General features: G+C 72.5%; 18 protein-coding genes. 4 read left to right on the forward strand and 14 right to left on the reverse strand.

Annotated elements, in window-relative coordinates; genetic code table 11:
- Nucleotides 1–3 precede the first annotated feature (3 nt).
- The 5 genes from ACFZBB_RS31725 to ACFZBB_RS31745 form a co-directional block, all read right to left on the reverse strand.
- Nucleotides 4–993, reverse strand: coding sequence for a WYL domain-containing protein (locus ACFZBB_RS31725; protein WP_391129723.1), 990 nt, complete (start codon nucleotides 991–993; stop codon nucleotides 4–6).
- 174 nt (nucleotides 994–1,167) lie between these two features.
- Nucleotides 1,168–2,193: an alpha-lytic protease prodomain-containing protein gene (locus tag ACFZBB_RS31730; RefSeq protein ID WP_391129726.1), complete on the reverse strand. Its 1,026-nt coding sequence runs from the start codon at nucleotides 2,191–2,193 to the stop codon at nucleotides 1,168–1,170.
- 239 nt (nucleotides 2,194–2,432) lie between these two features.
- Entirely contained in the window at nucleotides 2,433–3,176 is a 744-nt protein-coding gene (locus ACFZBB_RS31735) for a DUF1684 domain-containing protein (protein WP_391129729.1), read from the reverse strand.
- Nucleotides 3,177–3,391: 215 nt separating this feature from the next.
- On the reverse strand, nucleotides 3,392–4,519 hold the full coding sequence (locus ACFZBB_RS31740; RefSeq protein WP_391129732.1) for an FMNH2-dependent monooxygenase: 1,128 nt from the start codon (nucleotides 4,517–4,519) through the stop codon (nucleotides 3,392–3,394).
- A 559-nt stretch (nucleotides 4,520–5,078) separates the two neighbouring features.
- The gene (locus tag ACFZBB_RS31745) at nucleotides 5,079–6,311 is read right to left on the reverse strand and encodes a DUF5685 family protein (protein WP_391129735.1); all 1,233 of its coding nucleotides are present in this window, start codon (nucleotides 6,309–6,311) and stop codon (nucleotides 5,079–5,081) included.
- A gap of 457 nt (nucleotides 6,312–6,768) precedes the next feature.
- Here ACFZBB_RS31745 and ACFZBB_RS31750 point away from each other — a divergent pair, with 457 nt between their 5' ends.
- A complete protein-coding gene (locus ACFZBB_RS31750; RefSeq protein ID WP_188283772.1) occupies nucleotides 6,769–7,212 on the forward strand; it encodes a cell division protein SepF in 444 nt (147 codons plus the stop codon).
- Nucleotides 7,213–7,342: 130 nt separating this feature from the next.
- On the opposite strand, the gene ACFZBB_RS31755 is transcribed toward ACFZBB_RS31750, so the two are convergent.
- The gene (locus ACFZBB_RS31755; protein ID WP_391129738.1) at nucleotides 7,343–8,542 is read right to left on the reverse strand and encodes an acyl-CoA dehydrogenase family protein; all 1,200 of its coding nucleotides are present in this window, start codon (nucleotides 8,540–8,542) and stop codon (nucleotides 7,343–7,345) included.
- A gap of 244 nt (nucleotides 8,543–8,786) precedes the next feature.
- Nucleotides 8,787–10,379, reverse strand: coding sequence for an MFS transporter (locus ACFZBB_RS31760; protein WP_391129741.1), 1,593 nt, complete (start codon nucleotides 10,377–10,379; stop codon nucleotides 8,787–8,789).
- 388 nt (nucleotides 10,380–10,767) lie between these two features.
- Here ACFZBB_RS31760 and ACFZBB_RS31765 point away from each other — a divergent pair, with 388 nt between their 5' ends.
- On the forward strand, nucleotides 10,768–11,838 hold the full coding sequence (locus tag ACFZBB_RS31765; RefSeq protein ID WP_391129744.1) for a phosphatase PAP2 family protein: 1,071 nt from the start codon (nucleotides 10,768–10,770) through the stop codon (nucleotides 11,836–11,838).
- Nucleotides 11,839–11,856: 18 nt separating this feature from the next.
- Here the strand turns inward: ACFZBB_RS31765 and ACFZBB_RS31770 are convergent, their stop codons facing one another.
- The 4 genes from ACFZBB_RS31770 to ACFZBB_RS31785 all read right to left on the reverse strand — a co-directional run bounded on the left by ACFZBB_RS31770 (nucleotide 11,857) and on the right by ACFZBB_RS31785 (nucleotide 15,248).
- Nucleotides 11,857–12,090 (reverse strand): I78 family peptidase inhibitor, encoded by a 234-nt coding sequence (locus tag ACFZBB_RS31770; RefSeq protein ID WP_391129747.1) that lies wholly within the window; start codon nucleotides 12,088–12,090, stop codon nucleotides 11,857–11,859.
- 210 nt (nucleotides 12,091–12,300) lie between these two features.
- Nucleotides 12,301–13,578 carry a glycosyltransferase gene (locus ACFZBB_RS31775; protein ID WP_391129750.1) on the reverse strand — a complete coding sequence of 426 codons (1,278 nt, stop codon included), beginning with the start codon at nucleotides 13,576–13,578 and terminating at the stop codon, nucleotides 12,301–12,303.
- Nucleotides 13,579–13,715: 137 nt separating this feature from the next.
- A complete protein-coding gene (locus ACFZBB_RS31780) occupies nucleotides 13,716–14,417 on the reverse strand; it encodes a transglycosylase family protein (RefSeq protein WP_391129753.1) in 702 nt (233 codons plus the stop codon).
- A gap of 216 nt (nucleotides 14,418–14,633) precedes the next feature.
- The gene (locus tag ACFZBB_RS31785; RefSeq protein WP_391129756.1) at nucleotides 14,634–15,248 is read right to left on the reverse strand and encodes a transglycosylase family protein; all 615 of its coding nucleotides are present in this window, start codon (nucleotides 15,246–15,248) and stop codon (nucleotides 14,634–14,636) included.
- Nucleotides 15,249–15,725: 477 nt separating this feature from the next.
- Here ACFZBB_RS31785 and ACFZBB_RS31790 point away from each other — a divergent pair, with 477 nt between their 5' ends.
- Together ACFZBB_RS31790 and ACFZBB_RS31795 are read left to right on the forward strand one after the other, a co-directional pair.
- The gene (locus ACFZBB_RS31790; protein WP_391129846.1) at nucleotides 15,726–16,538 is read left to right on the forward strand and encodes a hypothetical protein; all 813 of its coding nucleotides are present in this window, start codon (nucleotides 15,726–15,728) and stop codon (nucleotides 16,536–16,538) included.
- Nucleotides 16,539–16,733: 195 nt separating this feature from the next.
- Nucleotides 16,734–16,982, forward strand: a complete 249-nt coding sequence (locus tag ACFZBB_RS31795) for a hypothetical protein (protein WP_391129759.1) — start codon at nucleotides 16,734–16,736, stop codon at nucleotides 16,980–16,982.
- A gap of 39 nt (nucleotides 16,983–17,021) precedes the next feature.
- Here the strand turns inward: ACFZBB_RS31795 and der are convergent, their stop codons facing one another.
- The 3 genes from der to cmk all read right to left on the reverse strand — a co-directional run bounded on the left by der (nucleotide 17,022) and on the right by cmk (nucleotide 19,909).
- Nucleotides 17,022–18,488: a ribosome biogenesis GTPase Der gene (der, locus tag ACFZBB_RS31800; RefSeq protein ID WP_391129762.1), complete on the reverse strand. Its 1,467-nt coding sequence runs from the start codon at nucleotides 18,486–18,488 to the stop codon at nucleotides 17,022–17,024.
- 90 nt (nucleotides 18,489–18,578) lie between these two features.
- Nucleotides 18,579–19,274, reverse strand: a complete 696-nt coding sequence (locus ACFZBB_RS31805) for a 1-acyl-sn-glycerol-3-phosphate acyltransferase (protein WP_391048590.1) — start codon at nucleotides 19,272–19,274, stop codon at nucleotides 18,579–18,581.
- The gene (cmk, locus tag ACFZBB_RS31810) at nucleotides 19,232–19,909 is read right to left on the reverse strand and encodes a (d)CMP kinase (protein ID WP_391129765.1); all 678 of its coding nucleotides are present in this window, start codon (nucleotides 19,907–19,909) and stop codon (nucleotides 19,232–19,234) included. Before cmk ends, ACFZBB_RS31805 begins: the two co-directional genes overlap by 43 nt.
- Nucleotides 19,910–20,364: the final 455 nt, after the last annotated feature.

Here is a 20,364-nt window from a genome sequence, read left to right on the forward strand (position 1 = left end):
TGCTCACACCGGCCCCGAGGACGCCTCCGTCCCGTCGGCCACCCCGCGGTCCGCCGCCCGCGTCAGCCGCCCCGCCACCACCCGCAGATACTCGGCGAGTTCGGGCGGCTCCCGCACCTCGAAGTCCACCCCGAGCATCCCGACGAACATCGCCAGCGCGTCCAACGACTCGAAGCCGGTGGTCAGTTCGCAGGTGTCGGCGTCGAGTGGGTCGACCGCGCCGAAACCCGCCCAGATCTGCCGTACGGTCGCGGCGGGCGCGTGCAGCACCACGCGCGCCTGGAAGCGGTACGCGTGCGAGGTGACGCCCTTGGCCACGTACTCCGCCGCGTCCTCCGGCAGTTCGCGGGGCGTGAAGCGCGGGCCGGTGGGCGCCTTGGGCTCCATCCGGTCGACGCGGAAGGTCCGCCAGTCCGCGCGGTCGACGTCGTAGGCGAGCAGGTACCAGCGCCATCCGTGGTGGACGAGCCGGTACGGTTCCACGGCCCGGCGGCTGGCGGTGCCCGCGTAGTCGCGGTAGTCGAAGCGCAGCAACTCCCGGTCCCGGCACGCGGCGCCGATCACGGTCAGCACCTCCTGACCGACCGTCGGACCGGCGGCGCGCGGCCGTACCGTGACCGCCTGCATCGCCTGGACGCGGTGCCGCAGCCGGGACGGCAGCACCTGCTCCAGCTTGGTCAGCGCGCGTACCGACGTCTCCTGGATCCCCTCGACGCTGCTGCCCGCCCCGGTGCGCAGGCAGAGCGCGACCGCCACCGCCTCCTCGTCGTCGAGCAGCAGCGGCGGCAGCGCGGCGCCCGCGCCCAGCCGGTAGCCGCCCGCGGTGCCGGGCGCCGCGTGCACGGGATAGCCGAGCGCCCGCAGCCGCTCGACGTCACGGCGGATCGTGCGCGCGGTGACGTCCAGCCGCTCGGCGAGGTCGGGCCCCGTCCAGTCGCGGCGTGACTGGAGCAGCGAGAGCAGGCGCAACAGCCGCGCCGAGGTTTCCAGCATGCCGTCCAGTCTGTACGAACCGGCGCCCCCACCGCGCGGGGTGCGGTGGGGGCGCCGGACGGTGGAGCTGTTGAGCGGGTGAAGTGCCTTTGTCCGCAAGGCTTCCGCCTGCTCGGCCGACTCACGCCGACTCGCGCGGGCCTCGCTTACTCGCGCGGGTTTCGGCGGACGGCTTTAGTAGACGCTGACCCCGTACGCGCTCAGCGCCGCCGTGACGGGCTGGAAGTACGTGGTCCCGCCGGAGGAGCAGTTGCCGCTGCCGCCGGAGGTCAGGCCGATGGCCTTGGTGCCGTCGTAGAGGGAGCCGCCGCTGTCGCCGGGCTCGGCGCAGACGTTGGTCTTGATCAGACCGTAGACGATCTCGCCGTTGCCGTAGTTGACGGTGGCGTTGAGGGCCTGGACGGTGCCGCTGTGGATGCCGGTGGTCGAGCCGCGACGCGTGACGGACTCGCCGACGTAGGCGTTGGCGGCGCTGGTGATGTCCTGGCTGCCGACGGTGCCGTCATGGGCGACCGTCGAGTCGTAGCGGACGATGCCGTAGTCGTTGGTCGGGAAGCTGGTGCCCGTCGTCGGGCCGATGTAGGTGCCGGAGGTGGTGTAGTACGCGGGCTTGCCCTCGGTGCAGTGACCCGCGGTCAGGAAGTAGTAGGTGCTGCCGCTGCGGACGTTGAAGCCCACCGAGCAGCGCCACTGGGTGGTCTGCACCGCGTCGCCGCCGGAGAGCAGCGTGTTGAAGGTGCCCTCGACCCGGTTGATGCGCACGGCGTCGCCGAAGCCGGCCGTGGACTTCTTGAGCTGGTCGAGCTGGGAGGCGGTGACCCGGCTGTCGACGCTGACTTCCAGGGTGTTGCTGCGCGGGTCGACGGACCAGGCGGTGCCCGCGACGTCGGCCGCCTTGGTCGCGTCGCCCGCCTTGGCGAGCTGCGCGGCGCTGTGGGTGACCAGGCGCGGGGTGGCGCCCGCGGCGCGGACGCTGTCGGCCGCGGCCTGGGTGGTGACGTTGACGACGGTGGTCTTGCTCGCCGCGTCGTAGTAGGTGCCCGCGGTGCTGCTCGCGCCGAGGTGGGTCGCGAGGGTGGCGGCCGCGTCGGGCGTGGCCTTGGGGGTGGGGGTGGCACTCGCCGACGGGAGTGCGATGGCGGTGGCGGCGATCAGGCCGGAGGTGACGGCCAGAAGCTGTATGCGCCGGGTGGTCTTCACTCGTTTCCTCCTGTGGGGGTGGGAGGTTGCGGGGGGATTTGTCGGTGTACCGTCAGACTCGATCCGATATTCGAACGCCTCATACGCCTGACAAGCACTCACAGGAGTATTCAGATCCCACAGGCAACACACAAGGGGGCCTTTCGGCCGGGCAGTTCGGCCGAATATCCGTACGGTGCCTGACGCAGCGGTGCCCCGGCGGTCCAAAAACCGCCGGGGCAACCGGATGTGACGCTGTCTCAGTTGGTGAGAACTGCCCGCTCCCCCGCTTCGAGTGCGAAGGCCAGGGTGTTGCCCGGCGGCGGGAACGGGCAGATGAAGGCGTCCGCGAAAGCGCAGGGCGGCAGCGTCGTACGGTTCAGGTCCAGCGTCAGCGAGCCGTCGGGGTCCGGCGCGGGCGCGTGCAGGAAACGGAACCGGAATGTGCTGGTTCCGCTGGTCGCGTCCGCGATGACACCCCACAGCCGGCCGTCGTCCTCGACCGTCACGGCGAGCGTGTGCTCGGTCCCGTCCACCGTGAACGCCAGCTCGCCGCCGAGGCCGAGACCGCGCTCACGGCCGTCCGCGTTCGGTACCCGGACGGTGCGGTCGGCCTCGAACGGGCGGAAGACCGCGGGCAGCACCCAGCGCTCGTCGGGGTCGAAGGCCGCGATCCCGGCGAAGGCCAGACGGGCGGGCGACCGCGGGTCCCAGACCCGTACGGCGAGCAGGCCCTCGCGGACGATCGCCAGCAGTTTCCTGCCGTCCGGCAGGAACACCGGCTCACCCTCGGCCTCCAGCACGGTCGACACGCCGTCCGCCTCGTGCACCACCGCCCCGCCGTCCTGCCGCCACCGGCCCGGCAGTCCGGGGATCGTCCCGTCCCCGGCCACGTCGTCGAGCCAGTACGTGCCGATCAGGGCCAGCGGACCGTACGGCGCCGCGACGGTCTCGGCCCGCCGCTCGTGCCACCGCTTCCAAGCAAGAACCGTTTCTGCGCTCATGCCGACCAAGCCTTCCATACGGGCCGCGCGAGCCGGATGCGCTCGCACGGCGGTGACCTGCGGGGAGTGTGCCGTGAGGGGGGTACGGGGAGTGTCGCGGGAGATGACGCGCGGAGTCTCGGGAGAGGACGTGCGAAGCCTCGGAAGGAGGCTCGCGGAGCCTCGGGAGGAGGCGCGCGGCGACGCACCGCCGTCCGACCGGTGAGACGGGCGGTTCACCGGAGGTCCGGTAACGGGCGGTGCAGGCCAAGGTGTTCGCGGAGTGTCGCGCCCGGGTGGAAGGAGCGGAACAGACCCCGGTGCTGGAGCAGCGCGGTGGTCCCGTTCACGAAGCGCTCCAGATCGCGTCGGGGCTCCACCGGCCGGACGCGGAAGCCGTCGACCGCGCCCGCCTGCTGCCATGCGGCGATCAGCTCGGCCAGGTCGACGGGGCCGCCGCAGAACAGCACGCCGCCCGCGCCGTCCGGCACCAGGGTGATCTCGGCGCCCGGCTCCGGGCCGATCTCGCCGCCGCCGAGGTCGACGGAGAGTTCGGCGAGCACCAGCAGCCGGTCCGGGTCCCGCCCCGCTCCGACCGCCAGCCGCCGCAGTTCGTCCCGTACCAGCCCGGCGGTTTCGGGACCCGCGGCGCGGACGAAGGCGAGGTCGGCGTACCGGGCCGCGACGGCGCGGGCGGCGGGCTCGGTCGCGTCCACCGCCGTGACCGGCCGCCCCTGCCGCACCTGCGGGCCGGACCCGGGCGCGCCGCCGTCCCACTCCCGCGCGACCGCCTCGGCGACGGCCGCCGTCTCCCGCCACATCGCCTCGGCTCTCGCTTTCGGCGTGAGCGCGGATCTCGGACCGGATCTCAGGTCGGCCGTCCCCCCGGCCCTCGACTCGGACCTCCGACCGGACCTCCGACCGGACCTCTGACCGGACGCCGGGCCGGACGCCGGGCCGGACGCCGGGCCGGACGCCGGGCCGGACGCCGACTCAGGCGGCGGTTCTGGCACCGCCTTGGGCGTCCAGCCGGCCCGGCCCCGGCTGGCCGAATCCAGGGCGCCGACCGCCGCCGCGACACCGCGCGGCCCGGAGCGGGTGACGGGCACCGCGGGGACGAGCCCGATCCGGCCGGTCTCGGCGGCGACCGCGGTGAGTACGGCGAGCGGATCGGCGTCGGCCGCGCCGTCCAGGGTGACGAAGTCCAGCGCGCCGCCCTCCGCGAGCCGGGCCAACTCCCCGTGCGAGGCCACCTCGTAGCGGTCGGGGACATCGATCGCGGCGGCAAGGTGCAGCGAGCGCGTACGGCGCCGGACGGCGGGTACGGGCGGCGCGGCGGCAGCGGCGGCAGCGGCGGAGGTCACGGAGACCCCCGGCGTCGCGGAGGCCGGGGAAGAAGACGAAGAAGGCGAGGGAGAAGAAGGAGAGAAGGCAGCAGGCATGCGAAGGCTCCGTGGACACGCGAAGGGGCACGGGAGTCGTCTTCACACAGGCCGCCGCGTCCCTCAACGCGGCTGGGCCCGTCAAGGGCCTTGACCCGAGGCTATGCCGACGCCGTCACCCGCTGTCAAGCATGTCCAGGTGCTGGACCACGCGTCTCAGCGTGGTTGACGGATGCCCTGATGGGCTGCTGCACTGTGGGCATGCGTAGCTGTCGGCTCGTCACTCGCGGCCACATCGACTTCGGTCGGGTGTGGTCGGCGTCGTGTTGTTGTAGCTGACCTTTCTCCGACGGATCGTCCCGTCCTCACACACGCGCGCACGCAGCCCCGCCGTTGGCCGCCCTCCCTCGGGCGCTCCCCCTCGCAGGTCACCCGCAGGTCGTCCCGCCCACCGGGCTCCCGGTACGGGCCGACCTCATTCGTAGAGCTCATTCGTACAGCTCACCCGAACAGCTCATCCGCACGGCCCCGCCGTACATCCTCAGCAGTCGCACCCGCAATCGCAGCAGTCGCAGCAGTCGCAGCAATCACCGCAGTCCGAGCAGCCGTCGCAGTCGCAGTCGCAGTTGCTGCACCAGGAGTCGCGGCGCTGCCCGCTCCACGGGTCGTCGTGCTCACGGCAGCACAGCTCACAGGTGCAGCACATCCCGGCGTAGACCAGGCAGCCCATGATCAGTCCGCGCCTGCGCGGCGGCTCGGGCGGCGGGAAGCCGCCGGGAAAACCGGGGCCGCCGGGCGCGTTCGGCCGCTGACCCGGCCCATAAGGAGTGCCGCCCGGCGCGTAGGGGTTGCCCGGCGGGGGCGAGGCGGCGGACGGCGCCGCGCCCTGGTGCGCGCAACCGCCGGTGCCGAAGGCCCTGTCCACCGACCGTCCCAATTCGTGGACGAGCAGGACATGGGTGAGCTTGCCCGAGGCGGACCCGGCGAAGTCGGTGTCGCGGAGCGCGAGCCGTATGCCGTGCAGCGCGTCGTCGCACAGCCGCCGCGCCTCGGCGAGGTCGGTGCCGGTCGCGGTGAGCGGGTTCCAGGCGCCGGAGCGGGTGTCCTCGGCCAGGTCCTCGACCGCGTCCAGGAGGTGGGCGAGCCGTCCGAAGAGCCGTCCGGCCTCCGCCAGCGGTTCCCGGTTGGCGGGCCGCCCGGCGAGTACGGCGGTGTGCGCGAAGGCCGCGGCGGTCGCCGTCTCGGTGGGCTCGGTGACGGTCAGCAGCGAGGTGCCGAGTCCGGCCGCCGCCTCGATCCCGCCCTGCCGCCCGACCGCGTCGAGCAGCACCGCGGTGTCGAAGCCCAGGCTGTCGCCGGTACGCGCCCCGGCCCGGTCCCAGCGGCGGGCGACCGTACGGGCCGCCGCGGCGACCGGCCGCCGGGCGAACGCCCCGTCGGCGTCCTCCACATGGTCACGCATCTTCGCCGAGGCGAGCACCAGCGAGACGGCCGCGGCCAGCCGCGCGCCCTCCCCCATGGCGACCGGCGCCGTCCGCATCCCGCGCAGCGGGCACGGCCCGGCCTTGCGGCGCAGGCTGTCGGCGTCACCGGACACGGCCGTCTGCGCCTCGACGAGCACCGACACGACGAGCCCGTCGTAGTTGGTGGCGATTCTCGCGAACTGGCCGTGCCCGTCCCGCAACGCGAGACACAGGCCGCACAAGTGGGCCGTCCAGGAGGCCGCGAGCCCCTCGGACATGCGGTGCCGACACGGCCTGATGATCCCGAACATCGCGTGCTCCCCCGTTGAACTCGCCCGCCCGCAGGTCCGACCCCTGCGACCGGCGGACATATTATCGGCAGCCGGTGACAGGGGTCAGCCGCTGGTGGCAGCCGTACGGCCCCGTCGGGCTCACCGCGGGCCGCTCACCACGACGCGCAGGTCACGTACGACGGTTCGGGGCCGGCCGGGCGGCGCCGGATACGAGCGGACTTACGACGACACGTACGGCCGTGCCTACGAGCGCGCGTACGGCCGGACGGCCCCGCGTGTCACCCGGAAGTGGGGAGCGCTCCCAACGAAGTGTCAGGGGCCATATACCTGGGCCTGCCTGACGATCCGCCACTATCGTGTGCACCAGTACCGTCACAAGACGCCTGACTGGCGGCAATCCGCTTGGCACATCATCCACATCATGGACGACCATAGGACTGCGGACGGTACTGACCGTGTGAGAGAGGAGGCGTCCATGGGATCGGTTCGACGGGCGAGTGCTTGGCTGGGCCTCGTTGACGACAACGGCGGCGAGGGTTACTACGACGAGGAGTACGCCGACTACGGCGAGGGCTCCGAGCGGGCTGACACGTGGGTGACCGACCCGCGGGTGCGGGTGGCCACCGAGACCGCCGAAGAGCAGGGCCGCAGGATCGCCACCGTGACCCCGGACGGTTTCCGGGACGCGCGCGGCATCGGGGAGCTGTTCCGCGAGGGCGTCCCGGTCATCGTCAACCTCACCGGCATGGAGCCGAGCGACGCCAAGCGCGTCGTCGACTTCGCCGCCGGTCTCACGTTCGGGCTGCGCGGCTCCATCGAGCGCGTCGCCACCAGGGTCTTCCTGCTGACTCCCGCCGACTACATGGTCATGAACGCCGACGCCAAGCGCGGCGGCGACGGCTTCTTCAACCAGAACTGACACTCTGGCTGCCGCTCTCTCACCCGCCCGCCGGTCCCGCCCCTGCCGGGGGCCGGGGGTTGTCCCCCGGGGGACAACCCGCGATCAGGACCGGGCAGGGCGCTCACCGGGCGGGTACGGCCGCACCGCGTCATCCGCGGAAGGCGTCGAGTCCGGTGAGTGCCTTGCCCAGGACGAGCTGGTGCATCTCCACCGTGCCCTCATAGGTGAGCACGGACTCCAGGTTGGTGGCGTGCCGCATCACCGGGTACTCCAGTGAGATCCCGTTGGCGCCCAGGATCGTCCGGGCGGTGCGGCAGATCTCGATCGCCTCGCGGACGTTGTTGAGCTTGCCGAAGCTCACCTGTTCCGGCCGCAGCCGTCCGGCGTCCATTCGCTGTCCCAGGTGGTGGGCGAGCAGGATGCCCTTGTACAGTTCGACCGCCATGTCGGCGAGTTTGGCCTGGGTGAGCTGGAAGCCGCCGATCGGCCTGCCGAACTGCTCGCGCGTCGTCGCGTACGACAGGGCGGCCTCGAAGCTGCTGCGCGCGGCGCCCATCGCGCCCCACACGATTCCGTAGCGCGCGTGGCTGAGGCAGCTCAGCGGTCCGCGCAGGCCGGTGACCTCGGGGAGTACGGCGTCGGCGGGCAACCGGACGTCGTCCATGACGAGTTCGCTGGTGACCGAGGCGCGCAGGCTCCACTTGTGGTGGATCTCCGGCGCGGAGAAGCCGGGGGTGTCGGTGGGGACGACGAAGCCGCGGATGCCGCCGGGCGCGTCCGTCGTCTGGGCCCAGACGACGGCGACACCGGCCACCGAACCGTTGGTGATCCACATCTTGCGGCCGCTGAGCACCCAGTCGGAGCCGTCCCGCCTGGCGTGGGTGGTCATGGCGGCCGGGTCGGAGCCGTGGTCGGGTTCGGTGAGACCGAAGCAGCCGATCACCTCGCCCGCGGCCATCGACGGCAGCCAGCGCTGCTTCTGTTCCTCGGAGCCGTAGCGGTGGACGGCGTACATCGCGAGCGAGCCCTGGACCGAGACCAGTGAGCGGATGCCGGAGTCGGCGGCCTCCAGTTCCAGACAGGCCAGGCCGTACTGGACGGCGCTGGCGCCTGCGCAGCCGTAGCCGGTCAGCGGCATGCCGAGGGCGCCGATCGCGCCCAGTTCACGGGCGAGTTCCCTGATGACGGGCAGTTCGCCGCGCTCGTACCAGTCGGCGACATGCGGCAGCACGCGGTCGGCGGCCCACTTCCGTACGGTGTCGCGGACCGCGCGGTCCTCGGGCGTCAGCAGGTCGTCGAGGCCCAGCGGGTCGTACGGGTCGAAGGGCGGGGTTGCGGCTCCGGGCATGACGGGGGACCTCCGGCACAGAAGGACACGGAAACTAGCGGCGATAACCTACGGTTCGGCGCCGACGTTACGTTTCAGTCTGCCGTGCGTCCAGACCGCTCGGCCCGCCGCGCGCCGGGAGCGTCGGGAGCCGGATGTCCCGGCCGGCGCGAGCCCGATCTCATGGCCGGAGGCAGCAGGTGGGAGCCCGGCACCGGGACCTTCGCGCACCCCGTGGCCACGGCCGCCGAGGGCCGGACGCCGCTCATTCCCCCGGCGCCCCGGACCGTACGGCCGCCGCGGGCTCCTGGCGGGCCGGGAGCACCAGATCGCAGGTGGCCTGCCCCTTGTCCGCGCCGCACTCCATGACGCGCGGCAGCCGCAGCGCGGCCAGCGCCCCGGTGAGCAGCAGCCCCGCGCTCACCAGCAGGGTCATGTGCAGCCCGGTGACGAAGGAGTGCCGGGCCGCGTGCCGCAGCGCCGCGCCCGAACCGCCGCCGAGCCGGTCGGCGACGTCGTACGCCTCACCGAGCGAGTGGCCCGCGGCGGTGCTGTCGGCGGCGCTGACCCCCGGGGTGCGGGCGACGCCCGGCGCGTAGGCGGCGTTCATCACACTGCCGAGCAGCGCGATGCCCATCCCGGCGCCCAGTTGGTACGAGGTCTCGCCGATCGCCGCCGCGCCGCCCGCCTGGTGCGCGGGGGATTCGCTGAGCATGGACTCGTAGGCGCCGAAAAGGGTGGCCTCCAGGCCGAAGCCGAGCAGGACGAAGGCGGTGGTGAGCAGGACCGGCCGGTCGCTCTGGCCCATGGCGGTCAGCGCGAGTACGGCGACGGCGGTGAGCACGAAGCCGCCGCAGACCATGCGGCGTGGACCGAAGCCGCGCAGCATGCGGGAGCCGGTGAGTCCCGCGGCCATGGCGGCGAAGGTGAGCGGCAGCAGGCGCAGCCCGGTCTGGAGCGGGCTGAGGCCGAGGACCAGTTGCAGGTACTGCACCGCGATCAGTTCCAGGCCGACCAGGGCGAGCATGGCGAGCACGATGCAGCCGACCGAGGTGGAGAAGGCGGCCTGGGAGAACATCCGGACGTCGATCAGCGGGTGCTCGCGGCGGCGCTGGCGGCGTATGAACCAGACCAGCAGGCCCACTCCGGCCAGCAGCGGGACGAAGGCGGCGGCGTCCAGCGCGCTCGCGCCGCCGCCGAGCCGCTTCATGCCGAGGACCACGCCGAGGACGCCGAGGGCGGCGGTGACCGCGCCGAGCACGTCCCACGGGCCGTCGGTGCTGCCCCGGGACTCCGGCAGGAGTATCCGTCCCAGCGGCAGCATCACCGCCATCAGCGGGATGTTGATCAGGAAGACCGAGCCCCACCAGAAGTGCTCGACGAGGAAGCCGCCGAGCACCGGGCCGACGGCGGCGCCCACTGCGGCGACCGCGCTCCACACGCCGATCGCGGTCGCGCGCTCGCGGCGGTCGGGGAAGACCTGTCGAAGTATCGACAAAGTGGCAGGCATGATCATCGCGCCGCCGGCGCCGAGCAGCGCACGGGCGGCGATCAGTACATGGGGCGTCGGCGCGAAGGCGGCGAGCGCGGAGGCCACGCCGAAGAGGGCGTAGCCGATCAGCAGGACCTTGCGGCGGCCGATGCGGTCGCCGAGTGTCCCGAAGAGGATCAGCAGAGAGGCGGCGATCAGCGGATAGGCGTCCACGATCCACAGCAGGTCCTGGGCGCCGGGCCGCAGATCCTCGGTGAGGGCGGGGACGGCCACGTGCAGCACCGTCGCGTCGAGAGCGACGATCAGCAGGCTGACGCAGAGGACGAACAGAATGGTCCACCTGCTGACCGGCCTCGTCATACGCATACCTCCACGAACGAGTGAATCGTCAGCGTACGCGAGACCACTCGCTGGTCACGGGCTCACAACACCCGGTCACCGCCCCCGCGGGACCCTCTCGGACACCCGCCGTGCGCCCCGGCGCCGCCCGTGCGCGGCCCCGTTCGATCAAGTCGGTCCGGGTATGGACCGGGAAACTGCGGAGAAAGGTGAGGGAAATAAGCAATAAATAAGAAGGCCGCACCTTGCCGACCCTGTGAGTATCAACACCCGAACATAAACTCCAGCCACTCCCGCATTCCGCCCGAATCACCGGCCGTCAAAGGGCTCCCTGAGACGCACTCCACATCACATCGTCATTACAAAGCAGCTCGTTCGGCCGAACTATGCCGTCACACGCTGTAACGTCGATTGAGTGCGAACCGATGAGAAGCGCCTCCGTACGGCGGAGCGCCCGACCACCCGCGACCTGCCGCGGATGAGCCGAACACGCGTGTGGCTGTTCGGTTCGACGCTGGCGGTCTACGTGGCGATCGTCGTGGGCGTCCTCACCACTTCCAAACTGGTGACGCTGGACTGGCAGGTCATGCTCTGGCGTCCCTACAAACAATGGCCGCAAATCCACGCGTTCCTGGATTATTTCGTCGTCCTCGGCCAACGAGGTCCCACCGCGGTGATGGTGCTCGCGTGGCTGGGGTGGCGCGCGTGGCGCCACCGCACGCTGCACCCGCTGCTGGTCCTCGGCACCTCACTGCTGTTGCTGAACATCACCGTGGGAGCCGTGAAATACGGTCTCGGGCGGCTCGGTCCGCACTACGCGACGACCGTCGGCTCCGCCGAGATGTTCGCCGGCGGCGATATATTTCCGTCGGGTCACACCGCCAACGCGGTCGTGACCTGGGGCGTTCTGGCGTATCTGGCCACGACTCCGCGCGCCCGCAGGCTGGGGTCCGTGGTGAGCGCGCTGCTCGCGCTCGGCGTGGGCGCCACGACGGTCTACCTCGGTACGCACTGGGTGAGCGACGTGCTGCTCGGCTGGGCGGCCGGTCTGCTGATCCTGCTGGCGCTGCCGTGGTTCGAGCCCGCGATGGCACGGGCCGAGGACTTCCTGGCCTACGTCTGGGCCCGGATGCGCACCGGTTCCGCCGAAGCGGTCCTCCGCCCGGAGGCCGTGAGCCCGGTGCTGGTCGCCCGGCGTTCCCCGGCCGCCGCGCAGGACCAGGACCCGGACGCGGAGCAGGAGGAGCACGCGCCGAGCCGTGCGACGGTCGGCGCGGGCGCCCGGGGCGCCACCGCGGCGGCCACGGCCACCACGACCACTCCGGTCGCCGCCGCCCCGCACGCGCCCGGCAGGCCGCCCACCGGACGCAACGAACGCACCCCGCTCACCCCGGTCGGCAGCCGCCGTCCGCCCGTCGAGCGCCCGGCCAGGCCCACGACCCCACTCGCGCACCAGCAGGTGCGCGGCCGGGGCATCGCGGGCTGAGCCGGGCGGCCCGGCCCGTCAGCCGACCCAGCAGCGCTGGACGCGGCCCCCTTCCACGGTGAAGTTCAGCCGCCCGACGACGTACTCCATGGTCACGATCGCGCCGGGCGGCAGGCTGCGCACCGTCTGCCAGCCCCGCTGCTCGGCCAGGCGCTCGGCCTCCCGCGCGTCGAGGCCTGTGTAGGCGTCGGGGTCGTCGGCCGGGCTCCGTGGGGGCTGCGGATCCTGTGGGGTCTGAGGGTTGTGAGGCATACCTTCACGGTAGGCGTCCCCGGGCGGGAACGACCTTGATCATCACGTTTCTGTCACAGATCGTGCCCTACGGTTCGCTCCGTCCCCGTGAATACCCGCAGGTCACTGAATTACCTGTGCACACAACTCCCGCACAGCATCTCCGCAATGCCTCCGGTTACTCGCGGGTCCATGAGCATGAAGAGATAGGAATTGGGTACACGGCCGTCTTTAACTGACGATGTGTTGCCTTCGACGTCCGGCCTTCCTGACGGCGGCCCCCGTCATGTCCCCCGCGGACAGCAGGGCGCCCATCGTCCGCCCGACCGACGCGCGGACCGCGGCGCGCGGCCGGGCGCCGCCGCGCGCCCGGTCGTCCAGCAGCCGCTGGAAGAGGTCCACATGGCGCCGGGCGATGACGGAGGGGTCGTAGTGCGCCGAGGAGGCCAGCGCGGCGCGGCCCATCTCCCGGCGGCGCTCGTCGTCCTCGATGAGCGACAGCAGCGCGGCGGCGATCGCGTCGATGTCGCGCGGCGGCACCAGCAGACCGTTCACGCCGTCGTCGACGATCTCCCGCGGCCCGAGCGGGCAGTCGGTGGAGACCACGGGAAGCCCCGCGCACATGCCCTCCACCAGGGTCATGCCGAAGGACTCCAGGGTCGAGGTGACGGCGAGCACCGACGCCTTGGCCAGCTCCGGTTCGATCGGCGAGACCGCGCCCATCAGCTTCACGTTGTCGCGCACGCCCAGTTCGGTGACGAGCGCGTCGAGCTTCGCGCGCTCGCGGCCCGAGCCGTACAGCCGCAGCGTCCAGTCGGGGCGCCGGTCGCGGACGACGGCGAAGGCGCGGATCAGGTCGTCGTAGCGCTTGGCGGGGGCGAGCCGTCCGGCGGCGACCACGACGGGCGCGGTGCAGTCGGAGGGGGCGGCGCCGGTGGGCGGCACGCTGTTGGGGACGGCGGCGACCCGGACGCCCGGCATACGGCGGCGGTAGACGGCCGCGTCGGCCTCCGTGGTGGTGGTGACGGCGTCCAGACCCGGGTAGTGGCGGCGCAGGGTCAGCACGAGCCGCGTGGAGTGCGTGTCGAGCGTCAGGTGCTCCTGGGCGACCCGGACGAGGCCGCGCGGCGCCTGGCGGGCGAGGTGCACGTTGAGGCCCGGCCGGGTGCCGACCACCACGTCGGTGTCGAGCTCCGCCAGGCACGCGCCGATGCGTTCGTCGGTGATCGGGCTGTAGAGGGCGTGCCGCCGGTCGGAGGACGGGAAGATCGCCGACGGCCGCTGGTGGCGCGGGTCGTCGAGGACGCCGTCCTGGGCGCCTTTGCGGATGTCGACCAGATATCTCAGCCGGATCCGGGGGTCGTACGTGAACTCGGGCCGGTCGCGGTCGCGGAAGACCGAGACGATCTCGACCTCGTGTTCGTCGGCCAGCCGTGCCGCCAGATTGCGCACCGTGCGAATGGTGCCGCCGATGCCGTACGTGGTGTGTATCAGGAAGGTGATGCGCATGGGCGTGCCCGTGTTCCTGTTCCCCCGCTCGGCGCGGGTCGGTCGGCCCGCGCGACCGACCGTAGCAACCGTGGCGCGTCCCTTTGCCGGACGCGCCACGAACGGGTGAACGGGGTTGACTCGGGTGGGCCGCCGCGTCAGTTGACGGTGAGGACGGTTCCCGCGATCAGCCGGTCGGGGTCGGGGCCGATGAGGTCCTTGTTGAGCTGGTAGAGGTACTGCCAGCCCCCTTGGGTTCCATAGGAACGGGCAATGGCCGACAAGGTCTCGCCGCTCTTGACGGTGTGCACGATGTGGCGGTGGCCGGTGAAGCCGTTCCGCCGCGCGCAGACCGGCCAGGCGTCCCACCCCTGCACCTTCAGCACCTCCTCCGCGACCGAGATCTGCTCGGCGGGGGTGGCGAGGTCGGCGCGCCGGGCGTAGTCGAGGCCGCCGAACAGCTTCCAGGTGGGCTGCCAGAACTGGAGGCCGCCGTAGTAGCTGTTGCCGGTGTTGATGTGCCAGTTCCCGCTGCTCTCGCACATGGCGATCCGGTCCCAGACGGTCGGGGACCCCGCGGCGGCCCGCGCGGCCTGGAAGGCGATGGCCGCCTGTACCGACGGCACCGACTGCGGGGACCCGCCGGACCGCTCGGGCTGCTGCGGCTGTCCTGGCCGCTCCACGGGCGGTGGGACGGCGGGTGCGCCCTGGGCGGCCGTCGCGGGTGGCGCGGCGGCCACCGGCAGCAGCACGGCCGCACCGAGCGCGGCCAGGGTGGCGGCGGCGCGTGCGACAGCTACGGCGACGCGCACCGAGGCACGCGGGGAGACGATATGACGATAAGACGACTGATCGCTCATCGGGCCACGCTAAGCACGACCGCACCCCGGATCGGGGCATCGCGTCCGTGAGGCGCGTGTACCCCACCCGGTCGGACCACAACGGGGTGGGGCACACGAGGGAACGCGGCGGGTCCGGTTTACGGCGGTCTTACGACGCTCCGGCGCCGAACGAGCGCGATTCCGGGGCGCCCCGGCCGGACGAGCGCCCGAACCGCCCCGCCGGCGGACGGTCCGTCACCAGTGCGGCCACCACGCCGGAACGACCGGGCCCTGTCCCCGCTCCGCCGGACCGCGCACGACGGCGATCAGGGCGGTGCGTGTCGCGTTGCGGTCGGCCCGGCCCTCGGCGGCCGACTCGTAGCGCGGCATGGTCCGCCGTACGACCTTCGCCGGCTCCCGCTTCTTCGGCTCGGCGGCGGGCTTGACGGTCTTCCTGACGGGCTTGTCGAGGGACTTGCCCGTCGACTTCGAGGACGGCGTGCCCGCCGACGGCGCGTCCCCGTAGGCTCCCGCGCGGCGCGAGCAGACGGGCCAGGCGCCCCAGCCGCTGGCGTGCTGGAGCTTTGTCGCTATGGCGATCTGCTGCTCGCGGCTGGCCAGGTCCGCGGTCGACGCGTACGCGGTGCCGCCGTAGGACCGCCAGGTGCCGGGGGCGAACTGGAGACCGCCGTAGTAGCCGTTGTGGGTGTTGATGTGCCAGTTCCCGCCGCTCTCGCACTGCGCGATACGGTCCCACACCCCGTTGTCGGCCGCCGACGCCTCTCCCGCGGCGGCCAGCACGCCCAGCGGCGCCAGTGCGGCGACGCCGGTCAGGAGCGCGGTGTGCCGGTACTTGCAGTTCAAGACCATGGATTCCCTCTCCACGGACCCGGGTGTCCCCCTTGGTGCGTCAAGACGGGCACCGCTCCCCCACGGATGCGGCGCCCGTCCGAACCCGGGCGGTGCGATTTGCACACGGCGGGCGAATCTAGGCAGCCGCACCCCCTCGCACCAAACAATTGCCGTCCACCGCAGGCCAGTTGAGGGTTACCGGCGGTAAGAAGACGAGGTTTACGGGTGATTGGCGCGTACGTATCGTCGTAAATGCGGATCTAAACGGCGCGCTCCGTGAGTAGCCTCACAGGCCCAACTTTCGTCACCCACACGGCCGTTCGACGCTGCGTGAGCGATTCGCCGGGAATCTCACCCTCGGCGACCGGTAACGGAATACATCCCCCCGCAAAGCGTGACTCCCACCACAGATCATCCGTTGTCACTATGCGCCGGGACAGGTCCGGCGTTCCGGCCGGATTCGTGACCGCACCACCGCACTTCAAGGAGACTCCCGTGCCGCCCATGCTCGACGTGAGTGACGAGGTACGAGCCGAGATCGGCGACGAGGAGACCCAGCGGCTCCTCAACGGCGCCAACGCTCCTGGCACGTACGACTGCACGTCCTGTCGCACCCCCGGGGACACCGGGCAGGAACGGACCAGCACCGTGCTCTTCGTGGGCGACGAGACGGCGGTCCTCGCCTTCGCGCACGCCGCCTGCATCCCCTCGCAGGTCGTCCCGGTCACCGAGGAGCAGTTGCGGGGCGCCGTCCGCAGCATCGGCGGCCCCGAGACGGCGGCAGGGCCCTCGATCGGCGGCCAGGCCGCCGCGCCGCCCGTGGAGACCGCGCCCCGGCAGGCGGTGCTCGGCATCACCTGCGGTCTGATCATCGTCGAGGAGACGCTGCGCCCGGCGCTCGTGATCGAGCCCACCGGGCCGGTCGCACGGGTCGGCGCCACCGGCGCGGGCGACGACTTCCTGCCGCTGCTGATCGAGCAGGGCTTCATGCCGCAGCTCGACCTGGAGGTGCCGCCGTCGCCGCTGCCGGGGTGGTCGGTGCTGCTGGCCACCGGGCGCCTGCACGCCGTGCTCCAGCCCGGCGCGGGCGGCACCCCCGGCACCGCGTGGTGGCAGGCCCACCAGCCGCTCCAGGTCAGCGACGGCTGGCGGAACGCCGTCAACCGGACCAACGAGGTGTACGTCTACGCCGCCCCGGCCGGTTCCATCGGCCGTCAGCCGCGCGAGGACCTGATGCGGGATGCCCTGGCCAGGGCGTGCTCACGGGGCCTGCTGGTGGCCGCGACGATGCCGCTGTCGGGGACCTGAGCCACCCGGTTCACCGGAAACGAGGGGCGTGTACGGACACTGTGCGCGCCCCTTCCGCGCGCCCGCTGCCGCCCGGGTCAAAGATCTGCAATTCAACCGGCTGGCCCGCATCCCGGACAACACCGACTCGTTGGCACATACGTGCACACCTTTGACACCTCCTCCCGGGCCCCTTTCCAGCGCTACATCCCGTCCATGCGCAGCGCGCAGGACGCGACCGGGGGCGGTGCCACAGAAACACCCATCTACGACGCGCTCTACTCGGAGTACCAGCGGCTCTTCCGCACGCTGCCCGGCGACCGGACCGGCGAGGAGGCGTTGCAGTTCAACGGCTTCACCACCTGGCACGCGGAGCAGCCGGCGTACGCCCCCGGCAGGCACCGCGGCAACGGCCCGGCGGCGCTGCCGCCGGGCCGTCCCGACAATCGGATGCCGGGGCTCTGACCCCGGGAGCCCCCGGCTCGCGGGGGCCCGTGCGCGCCGCTACTTCTTGCGCCCGCGCTTCTCGCGGACCCGCACCGACACCTGGATCGGGGTACCGGCGAAGCCGAACTCCTCGCGCAGCCGACGCTCGATGAAGCGCCGGTAGCCCGCCTCCAGGAAGCCCGAGGCGAACAGCACGAACCGCGGCGGCTTGGTGCCCGCCTGCGTCCCGAACAGGATGCGGGGCTGCTTGCCGCCACGGATCGGGTGCGGGTGCGCGGCGACCAGTTCGCCCAGGAACGCGTTGAGGCGGCCGGTCGGTACCCGGGTCTCCCAGCCCGCGATGGCCGTCTCGATCGCCGGGACCAGCCGCTCCATGTGCCGCCCGGTGCGCGCCGAGACATTGACCCGCGGCGCCCACTGCACCTGCACGAGGTCCTTCTCGATCTCGCGCTCCAGGTAGTAGCGCCGCTCCTCGTCCAACAGGTCCCACTTGTTGTACGCGATCACGACCGCGCGGCCCGCCTCGACGGCCATGGTGATGATCCGGGTGTCCTGCTCGGCCAGCGTCTCACTGGCGTCCACCAGGATGACCGCGACCTCGGCCTTCTCCAGCGCCGCCGCCGTACGCAGCGAGGCGTAGTAGTCCGCGCCCTCCGTGAGGTGGACGCGGCGGCGGATGCCCGCGGTGTCGATGAACTTCCAGGTGACACCGCCGAGCTGGATCAGCTCGTCCACCGGGTCGCGGGTGGTGCCCGCGACCTCGTTGACGACCACCCGGTCCTCGTTGGCCACCTTGTTCAGCAGGGACGACTTGCCGACGTTCGGGCGGCCGATGAGCGCGATCCGGCGCGGGCCGCCCACGACGTCGCCGAAGGTCAGCGCGGGCGCCTCGGGCAGCACCTCGATGATGGCGTCGAGCAGATCGCCGGTGCCGCGGCCGTGCAGCGAGGAGACCGGGTGGGGCTCGCCGAGGCCGAGGTTCCACAGCGCGGCCGCGTCGGCCTCGCCGGACGGTCCGTCGACCTTGTTGGCGGCCAGCACGACCGGCTTGCCCGCGCGGCGCAGCAGCCGTACGACCGCCGCGTCGGTGTCGGTGGCGCCGACGGTGGAGTCCACGACGAAGACCACCGCGTCGGACGCCTCGATGGCGAACTCGGCCTGCGCCGCCACGGAGGCGTCGATGCCGAGCACGTCCTGCTCCCAGCCGCCGGTGTCCACGATCTTGAAGCGGCGGCCGTTCCAGTTCGCCTCGTACGTGACGCGGTCGCGGGTGACGCCCGGCTTGTCCTCCACGACCGCCTCGCGGCGGCCGATGATCCGGTTGACCAGCGTCGACTTGCCGACGTTGGGACGGCCGACCACGGCCAGCACCGGCAGCGGGCCGTGCCCGGCCTCGGCCAGGTCGTCGGCCACCTCTTCGAGGTCGAAGCCCTCCTCGGCGGCAAGCTCCATGAACTCGGCGTATTCGGCGTCGCCGAGCGCGCCGGTCCCGCCGTGCTCGGTCTGCTCGTCTGCGTGGTCCATGAGGTATCTCCGTCGATCAACTGTGGCGGCTGCGGTAACCAGTGTGGTGCAGCCGGTGCGGTTCGGCCTGCGCGCTTTCCGTCTGCGCGGTCAGCGGCCGGTGGCTTGCTTGGCGTGCGCCAGGTGGGCGGTGAGCCGCTCCTGGATGCGCAACGTGGCGGCGTCCATCGCGCTGCGGGTGCGGCGCCCGCTGCCGTCGCCCGCCTCGAAGGGCTCCCCGAAGACGACGTCGATCCGCGAGCGCAGCGGCGGCAGCGCCGGGACCGCCCGGCCCTTGGCGGTGCTGCCGAGGACGGCGACCGGCACGACGGGCGCGCCGGAGCGCACCGCGAAGTACGCCAGACCCGAGCGCAGCTCGGCGAAGTCGCCGTCGCCTCGGGTGCCCTCGGGGAAGATGCCGAGCATCCCGCCGCGCTCCAGGACGCCGAGCGCGGCCGTTATCGCCGTACGGTCGGCGGTCTCGCGGTCGACCTTGAGCTGCCCGATGGAGCGCAGGAACGGGTCGAGCGGCCCGACGAAGGCTTCCTTCTTCACCAGGAAGTGCAGCGGGCGCGGCGAGATGCCGATCAGCATCGGGCCGTCGATGTTGTGCGAGTGGTTGCCCGCCAGGATGACCGGGCCGTGCGCCGGTACCCGCCAGGCGCCGAGCACCCGGGGCCGCCACAGGCCGTTCATCAGGACGATGCCGATCCGGCGTCCGACGGCCGCTCCGCGCGGTCCCGGTGCCGTGCCCTGCTCTGCGGTCACCTGGGCGCCCGCTTCTCCTCGACCCGAGTGACGATGCACTCGATGACCTGGTCGAGGGTGAGGTCGGTGGTGTCGACCTCGACCGCGTCGGCGGCCTTGGCCAGCGGGGAGGTCTTGCGGCCCGAGTCGGCCGCGTCCCGCTTGATGAGCGCGGCCCGGGTGTCCGCGACGCTCAGCGCGCCGTTCAGCTCGCCGCTGCGGCGGGCGGCGCGGGCCTCGGCGGACGCGGTGAGGAAGATCTTGACGGTGGCGTCCGGGAAGACGGTCGTGCCGATGTCCCGGCCCTCGACCACGATGCCGTCGGGGGACGCGGTGGCGGCGGCGCGCTGCAACTCGACCATCCTGGCCCGTACCTCGGGGACCGCGCTGACGGCGCTGACCGCGGCGGTGACCTCCTGGGTGCGGATCGGGCCCGAGGCGTCCACGCCGTCCACGGTGATCCCGGGTGCCGCCGGGTCGTGGCCCGCGACGATGGCGGGCTTGCCCGCGCAGTCGGCGACGGCCACCGGGTCGTTGACGTCGATGCCGTTGCTCAGCATCCACCAGGTGATCGCGCGGTACTGCGCCCCGGTGTCGAGGTAGCTCAGCCCCAGCTTCGCCGCGACCGCCCTGGACGTGCTGGACTTGCCGGTACCGGAAGGGCCGTCGATGGCGACGATCACCGGATTCTCCACAGCGGGTGGCCTTCCTCGTGCGCGGAGCGGGGGGCGGGCGGGCCGGCCGAGGGGCCGGATGCCATTCCCCCAAGGTTACCGGCCGCCCGCGCGCCGGAACGCCACGGGTTTTCCCTGCCGGGACGGACCCCGCCTTCCCTGCCGGGCTGGGCACCATGTCCCCTGCCGGGTGGGTCGGGCACCGGGCCGGGCGCCCGTCACGTTCGCGCCCCTGCGCACGCCCGGGCCACCGCCGGACGCACCTCCGGTGCGGCCGCGTGCGCGCGTGGACCGCAGTGGTGTGTGCCCGGTACCCCGCGTCCGGTCCGCGCCCGACCCGTCCGGCATGCGCCCGGTCCGGCCGGGGACCGGCCGCTCGCGCTCGCGCGGACCGTCCGGCCTGCGGCTGCGGCTGCGGAAAACGGTGGTGCGCCGACGGGCGGCCGGTCCGCGGCGAGTGCGGGGGCCGGCGCCCG

Source organism: Streptomyces sp. NPDC008139, from assembly GCF_042957025.1.
Taxonomy (GTDB): domain Bacteria; phylum Actinomycetota; class Actinomycetes; order Streptomycetales; family Streptomycetaceae; genus Actinacidiphila.

What these genes read in the sequence shown, in the direction of transcription:
- ACFZBB_RS31725 (WP_391129723.1), bottom strand. Translation starts at nt 993, where the DNA reads ATGCTGGAAACCTCGGCGCGGCTGTTGCGCCTGCTCTCGCTGCTCCAG.
- ACFZBB_RS31735 (WP_391129729.1), bottom strand. Translation starts at nt 3,176, where the DNA reads ATGAGCGCAGAAACGGTTCTTGCTTGGAAGCGGTGGCACGAGCGGCGG.
- ACFZBB_RS31745 (WP_391129735.1), bottom strand. Translation starts at nt 6,311, where the DNA reads ATGTTCGGGATCATCAGGCCGTGTCGGCACCGCATGTCCGAGGGGCTC.
- ACFZBB_RS31750 (WP_188283772.1), top strand. Translation starts at nt 6,769, where the DNA reads ATGGGATCGGTTCGACGGGCGAGTGCTTGGCTGGGCCTCGTTGACGAC.
- ACFZBB_RS31755 (WP_391129738.1), bottom strand. Translation starts at nt 8,542, where the DNA reads ATGCCCGGAGCCGCAACCCCGCCCTTCGACCCGTACGACCCGCTGGGC.
- ACFZBB_RS31760 (WP_391129741.1), bottom strand. Translation starts at nt 10,379, where the DNA reads ATGCGTATGACGAGGCCGGTCAGCAGGTGGACCATTCTGTTCGTCCTC.
- ACFZBB_RS31770 (WP_391129747.1), bottom strand. Translation starts at nt 12,090, where the DNA reads ATGCCTCACAACCCTCAGACCCCACAGGATCCGCAGCCCCCACGGAGC.
- ACFZBB_RS31775 (WP_391129750.1), bottom strand. Translation starts at nt 13,578, where the DNA reads ATGCGCATCACCTTCCTGATACACACCACGTACGGCATCGGCGGCACC.
- ACFZBB_RS31780 (WP_391129753.1), bottom strand. Translation starts at nt 14,417, where the DNA reads ATGAGCGATCAGTCGTCTTATCGTCATATCGTCTCCCCGCGTGCCTCG.
- ACFZBB_RS31785 (WP_391129756.1), bottom strand. Translation starts at nt 15,248, where the DNA reads ATGGTCTTGAACTGCAAGTACCGGCACACCGCGCTCCTGACCGGCGTC.
- ACFZBB_RS31795 (WP_391129759.1), top strand. Translation starts at nt 16,734, where the DNA reads ATGCGCAGCGCGCAGGACGCGACCGGGGGCGGTGCCACAGAAACACCC.
- der (WP_391129762.1), bottom strand. Translation starts at nt 18,488, where the DNA reads ATGGACCACGCAGACGAGCAGACCGAGCACGGCGGGACCGGCGCGCTC.